This window comes from Pseudoalteromonas sp. BSi20652 (assembly GCF_000239855.1).
Taxonomy (GTDB): Bacteria; Pseudomonadota; Gammaproteobacteria; order Enterobacterales; family Alteromonadaceae; genus Pseudoalteromonas.
Window position 1 is genome coordinate 1 of record NZ_BADT01000180.1, and the last position, 17,947, is coordinate 17,947.

The 17,947-nt window shown below is 36.3% G+C and carries 15 protein-coding genes and 3 pseudogenes; 17 read left to right on the forward strand and 1 reads right to left on the reverse strand.

The window, feature by feature from the left end; translation table 11 throughout:
* Positions 1-364, reverse strand: a 364-nt coding sequence (locus P20652_RS18755; protein WP_033017809.1) for a transglutaminase-like cysteine peptidase, incomplete at its 3' end; no start/stop codon positions are given.
* Between the two features lie 309 nt (positions 365-673).
* Between P20652_RS18755 and galU the strand changes: the two are divergent.
* From galU to P20652_RS04365, 17 genes and pseudogenes are all read left to right on the forward strand, one after another.
* Positions 674-1,552 (forward strand): annotated as a pseudogene (gene galU / locus P20652_RS04425) (UTP--glucose-1-phosphate uridylyltransferase GalU); the annotation flags it as partial.
* Positions 1,553-1,666: 114 nt separating this feature from the next.
* Entirely contained in the window at positions 1,667-2,677 is a 1,011-nt protein-coding gene (locus tag P20652_RS04420) for an NAD-dependent epimerase (protein WP_008171009.1), read from the forward strand.
* Between the two features lie 232 nt (positions 2,678-2,909).
* Positions 2,910-4,352 carry an oligosaccharide flippase family protein gene (locus P20652_RS04415; RefSeq protein ID WP_008171011.1) on the forward strand — a complete coding sequence of 481 codons (1,443 nt, stop codon included), beginning with the start codon at positions 2,910-2,912 and terminating at the stop codon, positions 4,350-4,352.
* Between the two features lie 23 nt (positions 4,353-4,375).
* Entirely contained in the window at positions 4,376-5,179 is an 804-nt protein-coding gene (locus tag P20652_RS04410; RefSeq protein ID WP_008171013.1) for a glycosyltransferase, read from the forward strand.
* A gap of 10 nt (positions 5,180-5,189) precedes the next feature.
* Entirely contained in the window at positions 5,190-5,381 is a 192-nt protein-coding gene (locus tag P20652_RS21515; protein ID WP_033017811.1) for a hypothetical protein, read from the forward strand.
* Between the two features lie 123 nt (positions 5,382-5,504).
* Entirely contained in the window at positions 5,505-6,614 is a 1,110-nt protein-coding gene (locus P20652_RS04405; protein ID WP_008171015.1) for a glycosyltransferase family 4 protein, read from the forward strand.
* A gap of 1 nt (position 6,615) precedes the next feature.
* Complete coding sequence (locus tag P20652_RS18765; RefSeq protein ID WP_008171016.1) at positions 6,616-7,146, forward strand: glycosyltransferase family A protein; 531 nt, start codon at positions 6,616-6,618, stop codon at positions 7,144-7,146.
* Positions 7,113-7,553 carry a hypothetical protein gene (locus P20652_RS18770; RefSeq protein ID WP_139048235.1) on the forward strand — a complete coding sequence of 147 codons (441 nt, stop codon included), beginning with the start codon at positions 7,113-7,115 and terminating at the stop codon, positions 7,551-7,553. The genes P20652_RS18765 and P20652_RS18770 overlap by 34 nt, the downstream gene beginning before the upstream one ends.
* 42 nt (positions 7,554-7,595) lie before the next feature.
* Positions 7,596-8,633: a glycosyltransferase gene (locus tag P20652_RS04400; RefSeq protein WP_008171017.1), complete on the forward strand. Its 1,038-nt coding sequence runs from the start codon at positions 7,596-7,598 to the stop codon at positions 8,631-8,633.
* 7 nt (positions 8,634-8,640) lie between these two features.
* Complete coding sequence (locus P20652_RS04395) at positions 8,641-9,819, forward strand: O-antigen ligase (protein ID WP_237707142.1); 1,179 nt, start codon at positions 8,641-8,643, stop codon at positions 9,817-9,819.
* A gap of 3 nt (positions 9,820-9,822) precedes the next feature.
* The gene (locus P20652_RS04390) at positions 9,823-10,221 is read left to right on the forward strand and encodes a hypothetical protein (RefSeq protein ID WP_008171019.1); all 399 of its coding nucleotides are present in this window, start codon (positions 9,823-9,825) and stop codon (positions 10,219-10,221) included.
* Between the two features lie 202 nt (positions 10,222-10,423).
* Positions 10,424-11,830 (forward strand): annotated as a pseudogene (locus P20652_RS18775) (undecaprenyl-phosphate glucose phosphotransferase).
* Complete coding sequence (locus P20652_RS04385) at positions 11,814-13,028, forward strand: outer membrane beta-barrel protein (protein WP_008171026.1); 1,215 nt, start codon at positions 11,814-11,816, stop codon at positions 13,026-13,028. Before P20652_RS18775 ends, P20652_RS04385 begins: the two are co-directional and overlap by 17 nt.
* Positions 13,028-13,552 carry a polysaccharide biosynthesis/export family protein gene (locus P20652_RS04380; protein ID WP_008171028.1) on the forward strand — a complete coding sequence of 175 codons (525 nt, stop codon included), beginning with the start codon at positions 13,028-13,030 and terminating at the stop codon, positions 13,550-13,552. Before P20652_RS04385 ends, P20652_RS04380 begins: the two co-directional genes overlap by 1 nt.
* Before the next feature lie 23 nt (positions 13,553-13,575).
* Positions 13,576-15,782, forward strand: a pseudogene (locus P20652_RS04375) (GumC family protein).
* 5 nt (positions 15,783-15,787) lie between these two features.
* Positions 15,788-16,516, forward strand: a complete 729-nt coding sequence (locus P20652_RS04370; protein WP_008171031.1) for a tyrosine-protein phosphatase — start codon at positions 15,788-15,790, stop codon at positions 16,514-16,516.
* The gene (locus P20652_RS04365) at positions 16,509-17,213 is read left to right on the forward strand and encodes a VpsP family polysaccharide biosynthesis protein (protein WP_008171032.1); all 705 of its coding nucleotides are present in this window, start codon (positions 16,509-16,511) and stop codon (positions 17,211-17,213) included. Before P20652_RS04370 ends, P20652_RS04365 begins: the two co-directional genes overlap by 8 nt.
* Positions 17,214-17,947 lie beyond the last annotated feature (734 nt).

Here is a 17,947-nt window from a genome sequence, read left to right on the forward strand (position 1 = left end):
CAGGTATACCCAGTGCTATTAACGTAAAGTACTTAGCAATAACGTAGTCTTCGCAATCACCCATACCAACACCTAAACTTTCTAGCGGAGTAGCCCAGTAATCTTTTTGTTGCCACAGCTCATCGTCGTTTTTATATTTTATGTGTTTATTAAAAAAATCGTTAACTAAATGAATTTGTTGCCACTCGCTTTTACCTTGGCTGCTATCAATAAAACTAAGCCAATTTTTTATACGTGTGTAGCCTTCATTACCATATTGTTGTTGTGCACGATTTATTATATCGCTGTTACGCAAATGCAAAAGCATGTCTTGCGCACATACAAAAAACGATATAAAAATTAAAATGCAAACAAATAAGCGCACACGTCTTCCCTTAAGTTAAATTACCCTAATAATTAAACGCCACAAGTATAGTATTATTAGCATTAAAAAGGTAGCTAATGAAAATGCCGCAACAGCACCAATTTAGGGCGATGCACAGTTATTTTGGTGCAACAAAAAATTAACAAAAAACAATATAAAAGGATGCTATATTAGTTGAGTACATTATTGTGTTGTGTATAATAATTAAGGCACACGGTATGTGATTTACGTTAAAAGGACTTAAGCTCTTGCTTGTCCTTTTTTGTGGTTTTTTAAAAAAATAAAAAGGAATTAAAGTGAAAGTATTAAAAAGCAGTTCTCCCTGTTGCCGGTTTAGGTACTCGTATGTTGCCAGCCACAAAAGCCATTCCAAAAGAAATGCTCCCCCTGGTAGACAAACCTTTAATTCAATACGTAGTTAACGAAGCTGTAGCCGCTGGCATAAAAGAAATTGTGCTTGTTACACACGCTTCAAAAAACTCAATTGAAAACCACTTTGACACAAGCTTTGAGCTAGAAGCTACACTAGAGGCACGCGTAAAACGCAGCCTACTAGAAGAGGTTCGCTCAATAGTACCAAAAGATGTAACCGTAATTTCGGTTCGCCAATCTGCACCTTTAGGCCTTGGCCACGCAGTACTTGCCGCTAAACCAATAGTTGGCAATAACCCATTTGCCGTAATGTTACCCGACGTAATTATAGATAAATACAAATCAAACCCAAAAACCGATAACCTAAGCCAAATGATTGACCGGTTTGACCAAACAGGCCACAACCAAGTAATGGTAGAGCCTGTGCCTCAAGAGCAAGTACACCAATATGGTGTAGTTGACCTAGCAGGCATAAAAATTAACGCGGGCCAAAACGCAATAATTAAAAACATGGTAGAAAAGCCAGATACCGATGAAGCACCAAGCAACTTAGCTATTACAGGGCGTTATGTTGTATCGCCTACCATTTGGGATTTACTAGAGTACACACCTCCTGGTGCCGGTGGCGAAATACAACTTACCGATGCATTACTACAATTACGCCACCTAGAAACACTTGAAGCGTACCATCTAAAAGGACAGTCGCACGATTGTGGTTCTAAATTAGGCTATATGCTTGCCAATGTAGAATATGCAATGCAATCAAGCCATATGGGTGAAGAGTTTACCAAAGCAGTTAAAAAACTGGTTTCGTAACTTACTTGTATAAATCACAATCAAATTTAATTTGTATTTAACGGTAATATTTAAACGCCAAAACAGCAGTGCCTGAAATTAAATTAATAAAGTAAATTTAAAGGATTCTTACAAATGAAATATTTAGTAACCGGTGCCGCAGGTTTTATCGGTAACTTTGTGGCTGAGCGCTTATGTAACGATGGCCACGAAGTAGTAGGGCTAGATAACCTAAACGATTATTACGATCCGGCGTTAAAATATGCAAGGCTTGAGCGTATTAAACACCTTACGCAATTTCGTTTTGTAAAAATGGATTTAGCCGACAGAGACGGCATAGCCAATTTATTTAAAGATGAAAAATTTGACCGCGTTATACACCTAGCAGCGCAAGCTGGCGTGCGTTACTCAATAGAAAATCCAATGGCATATATCGATTCTAACTTAGTGGGCACGGCTACTATTTTAGAAGGGTGTCGCCATAATAAAGTACAGCATTTAGTGTATGCATCATCAAGCTCTGTATATGGCATGAACGAAAAAATGCCATTTTCGACTGATGATGCAGTAGACCACCCGGTATCGCTATATGCGGCAACTAAAAAATCAAATGAGTTGATGGCGCATAGCTATAGCCACCTATACGACCTGCCAACAACAGGGTTGCGCTTTTTTACAGTGTATGGCCCGTGGGGTCGCCCCGATATGGCCCCGTACTTATTTACCGATGCAATATTAAACAACCGAGAAATTAAAGTATTTAATAACGGCAAAATGAAACGCGACTTTACCTACATAGACGACATTGTAGAGGGCATTATTCGCATTCAAGATGTAGTTCCAAAAAGAGACCAGACGAACAGCAATACCTCGCCAGAGTCAAGTAAAGCACCATACCGTGTATTTAATATTGGTAATAACGAACCTATCGCATTAATGACCTTTATTGAATCAATCGAAAAAGCGGCAGGTAAAATAGCCGACAAAAATTACATGCCAATGCAAGCAGGTGACGTACCAGCAACCTTCGCAGATATAGACAGCCTACAAAAAGAAGTTGGCTTTAAACCTAATACAAACATTGAATATGGTATGCAGCAGTTTGTTGATTGGTATAAAGAGTATAATAGTCTAGGCAATAAATAAAATGCACTCAACTTAGTAGTGATCTCTCATTACTAAGTTATTTTCTAAAGGATAAACCTTTAATAGTATGCGTTAAGATATATGTAAGTTTAAAATTTCATATTGAGACAAGTATTACTAATTTTCTTTCAACAGGGTTTTAGAAAAAAATTATGGTAAAAAAATAATAAAGCTTGTATAAAAAGTTTTAATAAATTCTCTTTTTTAAATTTAATTTTTAAAGAGATTTTAAGTGCCTGATAATAAATCAATGTTATCAGGTATTGGTGTTATGGCTGCGCTTACAATTTCATCTAAGCTAGTTAGGTTAGCAATATTAATGGTAACGGCACGTTTTTTAACACCAGAAGACTTTGGTGTGGTTGCAGCATTTACGATGGTTTATTCTTTGGCGTATTTAGTCGCAGAAATGGGAATAGTGAGAACTATTATACAACGGCCTATTATAAGTAAAAAACATATAGGTAGTGCACTAAACTTATCGTTAATAATATGTATTACTCTATGCCTTTCACTTGTTGTTTTTAGTGGTAACATAGCGAACTTTTTAACTATTGATGGAACTGAATTACCACTAAAAATATCAGGTTTGATGTTTCTTATTCTTGGTGTTAGTAACGTTTGTTCAGCACTAATGCAGCGTAATGGTGAGGCTATAAGCATAGGTAAAGTGCAAGCGATTGGAACTGTTGTAGGTAATATTTTTGTAACAGTACCTTTACTTTATTATGACTTTGGTTTTTGGTCAATTATTATTGGTATGTGGATAACCGAATTAATCTCTGTAATATTTATACTATTACGTGGTTGGAATTTATTATATTTTAGAGCTTATAAAAAAGAGCTGAAAGAGATCTTAAAGTATGGTGTTGCATTTTTTTTCAACAACACATTAACTTTACTCAGTCAACAAATAGACATTGCTCTAATAAGTAAAAGCTTAGGGGGGGCAATGCTTGGCTCGTATTCTAGAGCCATGCAGTTAGTTGAATTCCCGAATCAAATATATTTATTAATAGTTGATAGAGTGATTTTTCCAATAATGTCATCTCTTAAAGATGATAAAGATAAGCTCACGAAGTTGTTTTTGCAATCAATTAGCCTGCTTAGCTTAGCTTTGTGTGTGGGTACTCTCACCATAATACTTGGTGCAGATGAGATCGTATTATTTATGATGGGAGATCAGTGGGGTCAAGTTGCATCATTACTAAAAATATTGGCTATTTGTATTGTTTTTAGAGCCTTAACGTCGTTTATGGATTCATATCTTGCTGCTTACAATTTAGTAAAATTACTAACAATAAAGCAAATGATTTCATTATTATTTATGGCTGTTTTTCTTTTCTTTGGAGTGCAGTACGGCATAAAAGGAGTTGCCTATGCAGTTGTTACATCAAGTATGTTTAGATTTTCACTTACATTGCTTGTGATCATGATTAAAACAAACGCTAACACTAAAAGTATGTTGAGTACTTTTGTGCCCAGTATATTGTCATTAATAATAATTCTACTTTTTTACTGGTTTTTATCATATGTATTAAGCTTAGATGGTTTATTTAATACTTTAGTAGTTTTGATGTTTTTTGCAGTTTTTTGTGTCATTAAGCCTATATCAAGTTTAGTTACTCAGCCTGGTAAAGAGTTTTTATTAAAAAAGTTTAAAAGTGCTATTTAAGATTATTTATTAGGGATTTAACGTTGAAAAATAAATTATATTTAACATCTTTGTATTATTTAAATGATAGAGTTACAGGTGCAAACAAGCGGTTTGATGAGCTGGGTAAGCGCCACATTTTAGCTAATGAGCTAGATACATACGTAATTGTACAGCAAGGACAGCGCCCTGCATGGTGCCCAGAAGAAAAAGTTATTTATATTAAGCCATATAACAAAAAGATAGAACGATTGCTTTCGTGGCTACATTTAAGCTGGGTTTTATTAAAGCTACCAAAAGGGGTGTTGTATAGTGACTTTCAACCTATACCCTTATTTTGTGGGTTTAAGCATTATCATTATCAACTAATACATGATTTAAGAAACTGGACAGAGTTTGCGCGTGGTGGCCTTGGTAAGCTAAGTGCGTTATTCCAGCGCTGGCAATTAAAGCGCTCTCATAAAGTGGTTACAGTTAGCCAGTACACTAAAGATGATATTGTTTCTAAGTGTGGCTTGTTAAGCGATAATGTTATTGTTTCATATAATGGCATAACCGATGAATACACAGAGCTAAAAAAACCTAAACTTTATGACCTTGTTTATGTTGCGACTTACGAAGACAGAAAAAATCATTTAAATTTAATCAAAGCCATAGAACAAATAACCTTTGAGATTAAACTTAATTTAGTAGGCAGAGATCTAGGCACGCTACCTAGTATTAATAAGTATATAGAGCTCTCTGATTCTAAAAACGTAAAAAACATAAACTTTATTGAAAGTATCGACGAAGCTGGTTTGATTGATTTATATCAAAAAAAAAGTATTTATTACCCCTTCATACCTTGAAGGTTTTGGTATGCCATTAATTGAAGCTACTGCTTGTGGAACAAAAGTTTGCTGTTCGAGTATTAAGGTATTTGAGGAAATAATGGGCGAGTCAGCATTTTTTTTCGACCCCCGCTCAGTGGAAAGTATTAAGAGTAGTATTGTATCTATACTTTCATCTGATGATGAAAAACAGGCTCTGCATATAGACAGGTTTAGATAGGATAATATTGAACAACAATTGAGAACAGAGTTCTTAAGTAATTTTTGATTGGCATTTATAAGTATAAATACCATTTTAATAAATTTAAATTTGATACTGCAATAATAATAAGAGTAATTATTTGTGAAAATTTTAATAGGTATGACACGATCAGACACGGTAGTATCGGGATCGTTTAAACATATTTGCCAAATAGGTGAAAAATTTAGAGCTGAAGGTGCTGAGGTTATATATGCAATTGGTGGTAATGGCGATGCTATAACCAAATTGCGAGCGGCTGGTTTTAAAGTGCATGCTTTAAATGATTTAAAAAGAGATTTAAGCCCATTAAGCGATATTTGGTCATTGCTAAAATTAATATGGTTAATTATATCGGAAAGCCCGCAAGTTTGTTCTTGGCATACGGCTAAAATAGGTGCGCTTGGGCGTATAGCTGCAATGCTTACTTTTAAACGCTCTTATTATGTTCCCCATGGTGTGCCTTTTGTTAATACACCCGAAAATAAAGGCTTTAAAAAATATGAGCGACTTGAAAAATTACTCTCGTATTTACCCTCAAAAATTATAGGTGTGTGCGAGTTTGATAAAAACGAGTATTTACGAATAGGCGTGCCCGACAAAAAGTTATTAGTGATACGCAACGGTATGCTTGGTAAATTTGACGATACGTGGGAGTTAACCGACAAACCCGTTAACTTTATTACCGCAGCCCGTTTTGAAGATCAAAAAGACTACACTACGCTCGCGCAAGCGTGTGACTCTTTATTAAGCCAAGGCAAACCATTTACGCTTAGCATTTATGGTGATGGCCAGTACGAAGCTAAAGTAAAGCAGTTGTTTGCTCATTTTCCTGAAGGGGTAATAAACTTTTGTGGCGTGGTTGACAACTTTGCCGAAAAACTGACTCAGGCTGACGTATTTATACTCTCTAGTTTTTGGGAAGGCTTACCACGCAGCATTATTGAAGCAATGGCGTGTAAAAAAGCGGTCATTGCATCGGATGTTGGTGGCTGCTCTGAGCTAATAATAGAGGGTGAATCGGGCTATTTAATCCCTATTCGTGATGCATCTACAATGGCTATTGCCATGGGTGAATACATTAATAATAAAGCTAAAACAGTCTCACATGGTGATGCTGCTTATGAGTTGTACAAGCAAAAGTACTCGCTACCTGTAATGCTAGAGAGCTACGCAAAACAATATGGTGTAATAAAAGGTGGTGTAAATAATTAATATGCCAATTAAATTATCACTTATATGCCCTGTTTATAAAGTAGCTGAATTTATACCTGATTTAATGAAAAGCTTACTTCAGGGTGCTAATAGCGACCAAGTTGAGATTATTTTTGTTGATGACTGCTGCCCTGAAAATTCAATAAGCCTCTGCGAAAGTTTTATTTTAGAACATAAATCAGTCATAAACTTTAATTCAACAATAATTAAGCAACCCATTAATAAAGGCCAAGCTGCTGCCCGTAATGCAGCATTGCTCATTGCGAAAGGTGAGTATATTGGCTTTATAGATTCTGACGATGCAATTGCCTCCAATTATTGGGATGTACTCACATCTTATGTAACAGCGGCAACAAATGACATAATTGAATTTAGTTTTGAAGAGTTTACTTCTGTTCTCCCCGCTAGGTCTACTCTGGTACTAACCGAGTTAAAGTCATCAAATTTAAACCCGTTCTACAGTGGTTTTTTGTTTGGACTCGCTTATACAGAAAAAGCATGTTGGATGGTCTTACTTTCCCCGAAGGTATGATTTACGAAGATGTTTTTTATAATGTACAGGCTTTTTCGAAGGCAAGTACAACAGTGAAAATATCTTCTGTTTTGGTTTACTACAGAAAAAGAGCGGGTTCTACAACTAGCATACGCACTTCTACTTATTCTCATTTATTACTCAACTTAGTTAACTCAGTTAAAGACACTATTGAGCTTTTCGATCATAAAAACATTGTTACTGCTGAGGTTGCTAGGTTTTCTTTGTTAACAGTATTAAAAGGTTCTAAAATTAAAGATAGGAAAGACAGGCATCTATTTTATAGGCAATGCTTAAAAATAAATGATTCGTTTAAACCTTTGTTCCTTAAATATAATGATTCTATGGTTGAACGTTTAAAATTTAGTTTTACTTACTTTTGCTGTTTCATTGGGCGAGTTTTGTAATTTAACTGTGTATTTAAAGTTAAAGCTTATTATGGATAATAAATGAAAAAAATAGTGCACATAACAAATGACCTGCAGCGTTTAGGCGGTGTTCAGCGTTTGCTTATAGACTTAATGATGCTACAAAACAATGACTTCAAGTTTGAAGTGATATTAACTCGTGGTAAAAACGAATACGTTGATGAGTTAAAAGCTTTAGGGGTAGAGGTATTACATAAGCGTGACTTGGGCTTTTATGGTGTTATAAAACGCTTAAATGCAGCTGATTTAGTGCATACCCATTTATACCCGTCAATTTATATTGCGTACTTTACAAATACGCCAACAATAGTTACAGAGCATAACCCGCATTACAGGCGCCGCGATATACCTTTTATAAAAACGCTTGAAAGTATTATTTATAAAAAATTTAAAAAAATAATTTGTATATCGGAAGGTGTTAAAACTAAGTTTTTAGAAAGCATTAAAGTTAGTAGATCAAAAGCTTATGTTATAAATAATGGCGTTAATTTGGAGCGATTTTCTCAAACTGCTAAAACACTAAGCGCCGATTCTAAAGTGATAAATATAGGCATGGTTGGTCGTTTTGCACCACAAAAAGATATAAAAACCTTATTAAAATTAATGACATTGCTTGATGAACGGTTTGTACTTAATTTAGCAGGCGATGGCGAATTAAGATCAGAGTACGAAGATTATGCTTTAAGCCTAGGTGTCAGTAACAAAGTTAAATTTTTAGGGCAAGTTAACGATATACCCACTTTTTTAGATTCATTAGATGTATATATACAATCTTCCCACTGGGAAGGGTTTGGTATTGCAGTAGTAGAGGCAATGGCAGCCGGGCTCCCATCGTTTGCCACTAATGTTAAGGGTTTAAATAATGTAGTTGTTGAGCAAGGTTTATTTGAAGTGGGCGATGCGCATACATTAGCTGCTAAAATAAACACGCTGGTTGATGATACTAATTATTATAATGAACAGTCTGTAGCTGCGCTTAATAAAGCAACGAGTTTTTCAATTATTAATACAGCTATTGAGCACACCCAAATTTATAAAAGCGTGTTAAACAATGTTTAGCATTAAAGTGAAAAACCTTGAATATGTGCTTTTTATGATTACTGCTATGGTAATACCATTATATTTCACTGACTTTAGACTCAAAACCGGTGGAGTCATAATAAGGCTATCTGATGTGCTAGCCTTGTTTTCGATTTCTATTTTTGTATTACTGCTATTAAAAAATAAAATAGTTATTAAGTACCCAGTTGGTTTTAATTATATATGCATTTTTATAGTTTATTGCTTTTTTAATGCATTAGCGCAGGTGGGTTTAACTAAAGCTATTATTGCGACCGTACAGTGGATGCTAATTCTTTTTACTTTAGTGGTGGTATATACAAGTGCGGTCAAAAATCCAGAAAAATTTAGAACAATTTTTATAAAAACTCTGTTAGTTGTTTGCTTTGTAACCTTAATTTACCACCTTATGCATGGGCAACTAACACGCTATAAACTTTTAGGCGATGCTAAATACGCCTTTGCATTAACTGGGGTAATACTTTTAAGTTGCGCTTATTATTTTGGTGACAAAAGCTACTTAAAGCCTTTGTTTTTTTTGTACCCGGTGATATTACTCTCCTTAGAGCGAAAAGGTATTTTGGCATTTCATATGGTTGCCTTTTTTTATCTCTTTATTACTATAAGGCCGTTATATAAATTTATAATTTTAGCCCTGTGTAGCTTAACAGCACTGCTATTGGCATTATTTTATGATTTATCTTTTTTAAATAGTTTTACTTTTTTTGAATACTCAGATTTTGAAATGCTTTATTTAGATGAAGAACAAGCACTTTGGATTTCTAACCTACATAGGCAGTCATTATTAACAAACGGGTGGGATATATTTACAATGAATCCTATCTTTGGTGTTGGACCTAAAATGCTACCAGTATACATGGATGATTATTATATAAACCCGAAACTTGGTCTATATACACATAATGTCTTTTTAGATACTTTAATAGAGCAAGGTATAACAGGATTGCTTTTATTACTTTTACCTTATTTAATTCATATTATACAAAGTGTGAGTTTAAGAAATAAAAAAGATAAAGTGGTTTTTATTGCTTTATGTTTGTACTCTATTTTTATGTTATTTTTTATGTCTGGCGGTGCACCATCAATGATCATATTTTATTTGGCTATTTTTAAAGGGTTTATTGCTAATAAAATTGATGTACAAAATATTACTAAAATGGAATGATTTATGCCTAAAGTATCTGAAGATCCAGCTATAAGAAGCTTACTAAATAGGATGCCTTTGGACATACAAACCAGTTTTAGCGATGAGCAACTAACTCATTTAAAAATAGCTATTGGCGCTAGGCAGTGGGGTAACCATGCAGTAGATTACCGAGGTGTGCTCGGTTTTTTTAAGTATCGGTATTACTTTGTACTATTGGCAGGCAGAAATAAGCGCAATTTAAGCCCAGGCGAACAAAGAATGGCATTGTGTTTACAAGCCATAGTGTTAACTATTATTAGCCTAGGTGTTTTAGCCTTTACACTGCTAGTTTTGTACTTAATAAAGTCGGCATTAGGTATAAATTTAATTGAAGGTTTTTCACTGGGTATTTGGGACTGGTTTAAAGCATTATTTAAATAAGTATATAGTTTACAAGTAAATAGAGTTTGTTTGGTTGGCTTTTAATACTTATTATAAAACAGATGTTTACATATGGTTAACCTTTGTTTTTTAGTTTGTATAAATGTCAATTAGATTATTGTATAAAAAACTACATTGCTCTATTATTAGTGCATAGTGTTGTGAAGCTAATTTCACTTTAAGATATCTACAGGGATATATCATGACCTCTTCAAGGACGTTTAAGCCTAACGGCTCCTCCGATGCTAGTTTTTATAGATTATTCGACATTTTTTCTTTGTTTTTGGTCTTTTCAGTGCTCGAGTTTTTTTTATCATTTTGAGCTGTCTACCCACTACGTTATTGCAATATTAACTGTTGCTTTAAGTTACTTATATTGCGCCGAAATATTTTCGGCTTATCGTTCGTGGCGTGCAGGTAAATTTAGAGACATGATTTTTACAGCCTGGAGTGCATTGTTTTTAGCTATTTGCCTACTTTGTTTTTTATTATGTTTGTTTTTAAGTTTACGGAGTCACTTTCGCGAGTTGGCTTAGGTTTATGGCTACTGTTTAGTATTATATTTTTATACACGTGGCGCTATGCCGTTAATTTATATAAACGAAATCGCCGTAAACTTGGGATGAACTTACGTAATGTTGCCATAGTAGGGGCTACTGAGTCGGCGGTATATTTATACGACGAGATTGAAAAAAACGATGAGTTAGGTTTTAAATTTTTAGGCTTTTATGACGACCGTAAGCCAGAGCGATTATTTAATAACGTAACTACTTACGAAGTAACAGGTACAATACAAAACGCTATTTGTGCAGCACGTGAGGGCAAAATAGACATACTCTATATTGCACTGCCAATGAAAGCTGATAAACGCATAGCCGATCTGTTACTGCAACTGGGTGACACCACCGTAGATGTGCATTTTATACCCGACTTTTTACTCTCTAACTTAATACATGCACGTGTAGAGCATGTTGGTAACGTAGACACACTAAGCGTATTTGAATCGCCTTTTATTGGTGCGCGTGAGTTTATAAAACGCACTGAAGACATAGTATTATCTACAATAATATTAATGCTTATTTCACCCATACTTATTGGTATTGCAATTGCCGTTAAACTTACCTCTAAAGGGCCTGTAATATTTAAGCAAGACCGCTACGGGCTTGACGGGCGTAAAATTAAAGTGTGGAAGTTTCGCTCAATGAGCGTGACCGAAAACAGCACAGTGGTAACTCAAGCCACTAAAAACGATGCCCGTATAACACCATTAGGTGGTTTTTTACGCCGCACCAGCCTAGACGAACTGCCGCAATTTATAAATGTTTTAAAAGGCGATATGTCGATAGTGGGGCCTCGCCCACATGCTGTTGCACACAACGAGGAGTACCGTAAAAAAGTAGAGTTTTATATGCTACGCCATAAAGCAAAACCCGGTATAACAGGTTGGGCGCAAATTAATGGTTGGCGCGGCGAAACCGATACGCTTGATAAAATGGAAAAACGGGTAGAATTTGACTTGCACTATATTAAGCATTGGTCGTTATGGTTTGATATAAAAATTATTTTTTTAACAATATTTAAGGGATTTAAAAATGCAAACGCTTACTAATCCGGTTAAAGGCTTACTTTTAATTGTAGGTATGGGGGTTACAGCCCCAGCATTTGCGGCGCTTAAGCCAGGCAGTGTTATAACTAAAGACGGTGCCGAAATTACGCCTACTTTAACTGCAGGAGTTAGCAGTAACGATAACTTTTTTAGCACCCCAAACGACGAAGAGTCGCGTTTAATATGGACTATTGCACCAAACATTGATGCACTGATAGAAGATGGCGTAAATTATTACAATATAAATGCAGCTACGAGTACAAGCTTGCATAACAAAGACAGCGCCGATAATTTTACCCAAGTTAATTTAAGTGCTGCAACGCATAACGAATTTACTAGCCAACATAGGTTAGATATTAACGCCAGCGCCGATTGGTTGTATGAACCACGTGGTAGCGGTTTAACCGAAGGCTTAGGCGATGTAGTTAATGAACTGGTAAAATACCAACAACACAATGTAAATGCTCGATACGAATATGGTGCCGTAAGCTCAAAAGCCCAAGTGGCAGTGCAGGCTGGTTTTTTTAACAAAAAATACCAAAATTTTAGAGCTATTTCGCAATTTCGTGATTACGATAAAACGTTATTGGGTGTTACTGGCTACTACAATACACAAGCAGCAAGCAGAACATTTATAGAGCTAAAGCGCGAAAATTATCGTTATGATGTAATTGATGCTGGTGGCATTAGCCGCGATTCTGACGATACTAAATTGCTAGCCGGTATGGAGTGGGAGGCAACGGCTGTTACTTCTGGCTCGTTTAAGTTAGGTTATCAAAAAAAGAGCTTTGACTCAGAGTTGCGCGACGATTTTAGCGGTGTAAGTTGGGAAGCTGCGGTTAATTGGCAGCCATTAAGTTATTCGACCGTGCAGTTAAGCACTAGTCGTGCAGCGAAAGATCCACTAGTTGAAGGCGATTACATAAAAGAAAGCACCTACGGTGTTAATTGGGCACATAATTGGAGCGATTACTTAAGCTCGCTTGCAAGCTTTAATTATACTAATGAGCAATATACAGGTGATATTGGCCGAAAAGATCAAACTAAAAGTGTACGCTTTGGGTTAAATTATGTAGCCAATAATTTTGGCATGGTATCGACTTATGTTGATTTATTAGATAAAAACTCGACTCAAACGGCTATTGAATTTGACAGAGTAGTGGTAGGCATTAATTTTACATTTGCGTTAAAGGCTAATTAATGAAATTTAAGTTATTTTTATTTTGTGTATTACTTATGCTAAGTAACAACGCCTTTGCGCAAACCGCTCAAAGTTATGTACTAGGCCCTGGCGACAGGGTTGAAATAAAAGTATTTGGTCAGCCCGACTTAGAAGTTACAGCACTTTTAGGTAATAGCGGCGATGTAAATTATCCTTTTTTAGGTAACGTTAAACTTACTGGGCTTAATACATCAGAAGTTGAGCAAGTAATAATACAAGGGTTAAGCCCTGATTACTTAGTTAACCCTAATGTATATGTACAAGTAGTTGAATACCGCCCGTTTTATATACATGGTGAGGTAAAAGCACCTGGTGCTTACCCATACCAACCCGCTATGACAGTTAACCAAGCCATTGCACTGGCAGGTGGCTTAACAGAGCGTGCATCGGTTGATAAAATATACATATTTAAAGAACAAACTAAACAGCAGCAACAAAAAGGTGATTTAAACAGCCTAATTGCACCTGGCGACACCATAAAAATAGAACAACGCTTGTTTTAAAGTAGTTTACAAGGCAGTAATTAATGAACCAAACAAACCAAAACCTAAAAAGCGACGACGAAGTTATTGAGTTAGGTATATACATTAATGTAATAAAGCGTGCCAAGTGGCGTATTTTAAGCTTTGCCATTGTTGTTACTTTACTTGCGATTATGGTTACGCTTACTTTAGTACCTAAATATACTGCAACAGCTACTTTACTTATTGAGGCAGAGCAAACTAAGGCAGTAAGTTTTGAAGAGGTTTACGGATTAGACTCTAATAAAAAAGAGTACTACTTAACACAGTTTGAGGTTATGAAATCGGACAGTATTGCCCGTGAAGTAATAACTAAACTTAATTTAAAAACCACACCGATTTTATTGCAAAGCCCTCAGTAATAGATGATTTACAAACGTTTATAAAAAGTTTATTACCATTTTTAAGTACAAAACAAACTATGCTTTTATCACCCGAAGAGCAAGCAGCTCAACAGATGCTTAGTTTAGTGGCCGTATTTAACGCCAAGCTAAGTATTGAGCCTGTGCGAAGTACGCAACTTGTTAAAATTAGCTTTGAGTCAAGCGATCCTAAGTTAGCTGCTTTAGTGGCTAATACAGTGGGTGAAGTATACATAGAAAGCCAAATGCGCGCTAAAATGGGTATTACCCAGCAGGCATCTAATTGGTTAAATACGCGTTTATCACAATTGCGTATACAACTAGATACCTCTGAACAAAAACTGCAGGCTTACCGCGAAGCACAAAAACTGGTAGATATTGAAGGTATTGCAGGGCTTGTAACGCAAGAGCTTGAGCAAATGTCGCAACAATTAGTAGTGGCCCGCAATGAAAAAAATAATCTACAAAGTATTAACCGTGTAATAAGCGAATACGGTAATAATAATTTAGAGTTATTAGGTAGCATGCCTGAAATTACATCGCACAAAGTGGTGCAAGACGTAAAGCGCGAGGTTATTTTAGTAGAGCGTAAGGTAAGTGAACTAAGCGAAGTTTACGGCCCTAAGCACCCTAAAATCATATCGGCCAAGGCTGAGCTTGCTACGGTAAAAACCAACCTAAATAAGCAAATTAAAGGTTTAATTACTGGTATTGAAAAAGAGCTAAACAGAATAACACGTACCGTTAGTGCTCTTGAGGCCGACCTAGCTAAAATACGCGCTGAATATCAAAATATCACCCGTAAAGAAACGCAGTACAACCAGTTAAAACGTGAAGTTGAAACAAACCGCAGCATATTTAATACCTTTTTATCGCGATCTAAAGAAACCGAAGTAACAAGCGACTTTACTTCTGCTGCTGCACGTTTTACCGACCGCGCGTATGCACCAAATAAACCAAGTAAACCCAATAAAAAGCTTATTGTTGTATTGGCTTTTGTTGCAAGTTTTGGTTTTGCAATTGTAATGAGTTTTGTGTTTGATGCACTTAACGATACAGCTAAAACAAAAAATGATGTTGAGGGCAAATTAGCACAACGTATGCTTGGTTTGTTGCCGCATGTTAAATTGCCAAAAAATAGCGTGTTTCCGATACATGCTTACCTTGATGAAAACTACAGGCGTTTTGCCGAGTCGGTACGCACGTTCCGCACTAGTTTGTTGTTAACCCAGTTAGAGCGCGACCTTAAAGTAATTGCGGTTACCTCCAGCTCCCCAGGTGAGGGTAAAACCACTACCTCTGCTAATTTAGCTATGTCGCTTGCGCAAATGGGTAAAGTGCTAATTATAGATGGCGATTTACGTAAACCAAGTATTGCAAAACGTTTTGATATTCCGGTATTTCACCCAGGTTTAAGTAACCTAATTGTAGGTACCGAAGAGCTTACTGAGTGTGTGCATATAGACGAGCAGTCGGGTGTTGCTATTATGCCAAGTGGGCAAATACCAGGTAACCCTTTAGAGCTTTTGTCTAATATTCGTTTTAGTGAGCTGCTTGAGCTACTTAAAGCTAAGTATGATCATATTATTATTGATACGCCGCCCACTCAGGCAGTGAGTGACGCACTAGTTATAGCACAAAGTGCAGATTCGGTTATTTATGTGGTTAAATCTGATGTAACTCGTATTAAACCAATAAAAGCGGGTATTGAGCGTTTGTTTGAGTCTAAAGCACATGTTGCTGGCATAGTGCTTAACCAAGTTGATATGAGTAAGTCAAACGATGAGCATAGCTACGGCTACTACGATTACCATGATTACTCACAAAAACCTGAGCAACCAACAGCTTAAAACGAATGATAGATATACATTCTCATATACTACCTGGGCTTGACGATGGCGCTAAAGACTTAACGGAGTCTTTAGCGCTATTAAAAATGGCACAAGCCGATGGTATAACTCACATGGTAGCTACTCCGCACATTCATTTAGGCCGCTTTAATAACGCGGCTTCGCATATTTATGACGACCTAGCTAATTTAAAACACGCCGCGCATGATGCAAATATTAATATACAACTAGCAGTAGCCGCAGAGGTTAGGTTAGATGTGGAGCTAATGACCTTGGTTATGAGCAAAAAACTACCGTTTATTGGTAATTTAAATGGTGTTAATTATGTATTACTTGAGTTACCGCACTCACACGTACCGCAAGGGTACGATAAGTTTATTAGTTGGTTGGCTAAGCAAAATATTAAAACGATTATTCCGCACCCAGAACGCAACCGTGATATACAAGCAAAACCCTTTTATATAGAGCGTTTAAAGCAACTAGGTTGTGAATTTCAGTTAACCGCATCAAGTATTGAAGGCGAGTGGGGCGAACGAGCAAAAGCTATTAGTGTTGATATGCTTAAAAATGGGTTAGTGAGCTATGTTGCAAGCGACGCGCATTCGGTTAAACGCAGACCACCTATTTTAAGTAAAGCTAGGCAAATTGTGAGTGACTTAATGGGGGCAGATAAAGCCCATGAGTTGTTTGTAACAAATCCATTTAATTTAACGGCGTCATTATTTGATGAATAACACCAATAAGCTTATTAAGCAGGTTCAAATAGTTGTGCTTGTGCTAATTACATTAGCGATTTGTTTTTCAAGCTTTCAAAGCATGCGCGCTAACACTTGGTATTTTAATGCTGTTAATACGTTAAATGGCAGTGCTAATAATTACTCCCCGCAAAATTTACAATCAGCACAAGATGCTATAAACCTTGCCAGTTCGCTTGAGCCCACACATCCGCACTATCTGCAGTTAATGGCGCATGTGCAAATACTTAAATTAGCCGCTGATACAGATAAAACCACCGATGTTTTAGCAATTTACCAACAGGTAGAGCAATTACTTTTACAGTCGGTAGCGCTGCGCCAAAGCTGGCCAGAAACCTGGATTGCACTAGCACAAGTTGTTAGTTACCAAGAAGGGCCAAGCGAACGTGTTTATGAGTATATTCAGCAGGGTAAAAAGGTAGGCCCTTACAAGTTTGATGTACAGTTAGGTATTATTCAAATTGCGCTAATGAACTGGCAACAGCTCCCTCCTAAATACAAAGCGTTATATGTTAACGAGCTTAAGCTGGCAGCTAAGCATGGCAATAAGTTTTCACGCGCGTTCGACATTGCTAAGCAGGTAGATGCTTTACCTATTTTATGTTTGTCGCTTAAATTTGGCGCTCATTTTGAGCCAGTCAGAACCAGTTGGATGTTTAAAAAACATTGTAACTAGGTTTTGTTAGGGAAAGATATTAGGTTTCAGATATTAGATGTCAGTTATTGAATCCCACCACCGAGAGTAAAGTTAAATTGCTTTTATTTACTTGTAGACGTTGAGTTTGCTCACGTTAGAAGCACGGCTTCTTATTAAAAGATCATTTGCACAAAGAGAAGAAAATGAGGAGTAAATGAGAAGACATAACCAATACTGTATTTTATAAGTTTATTGTTTTAATCACTTCTCTAAAGCGAAGCGTCTCTTAACCTCTTTGTGAATATTTAACTATTTTTAATAACTTGCGTGAGCAAGCTTCACGCCTACAGGGTAAAGTTTTGCTTGGTTATGTAGACGTTGCGCTTGCTCAGGTTAGAAGCGTAGCTTCTTATTGAAAGATCATTTGCACAAAGAGAAGAAAATGAGGAGTAAATGAGAAGACATCAAGTAAGCTATTTAACGAACTGATTTATAACTTCTCTAAAAGCGCAGCGCCTCATAACCTCTTCGTGAATACTTATTTTTATTGGTAAACACACGTTAAAGTTAAAGTAAAAAACCAATTGCACAAATAGAAGAGAATAAGGAGTAAATGAGAAGACACCAAGTAAGCTATTTAACGAACTGATTTATAACTTCTCTAAAAGCACTGCTTCTTGCCTACTCAATTTGCATAGGCAAAAAAGTGCCCAGAGTGATTTAGGGAAAACTACTGGGCTATAGATTGGCTCACTAAGAGCCATGCGCTAACT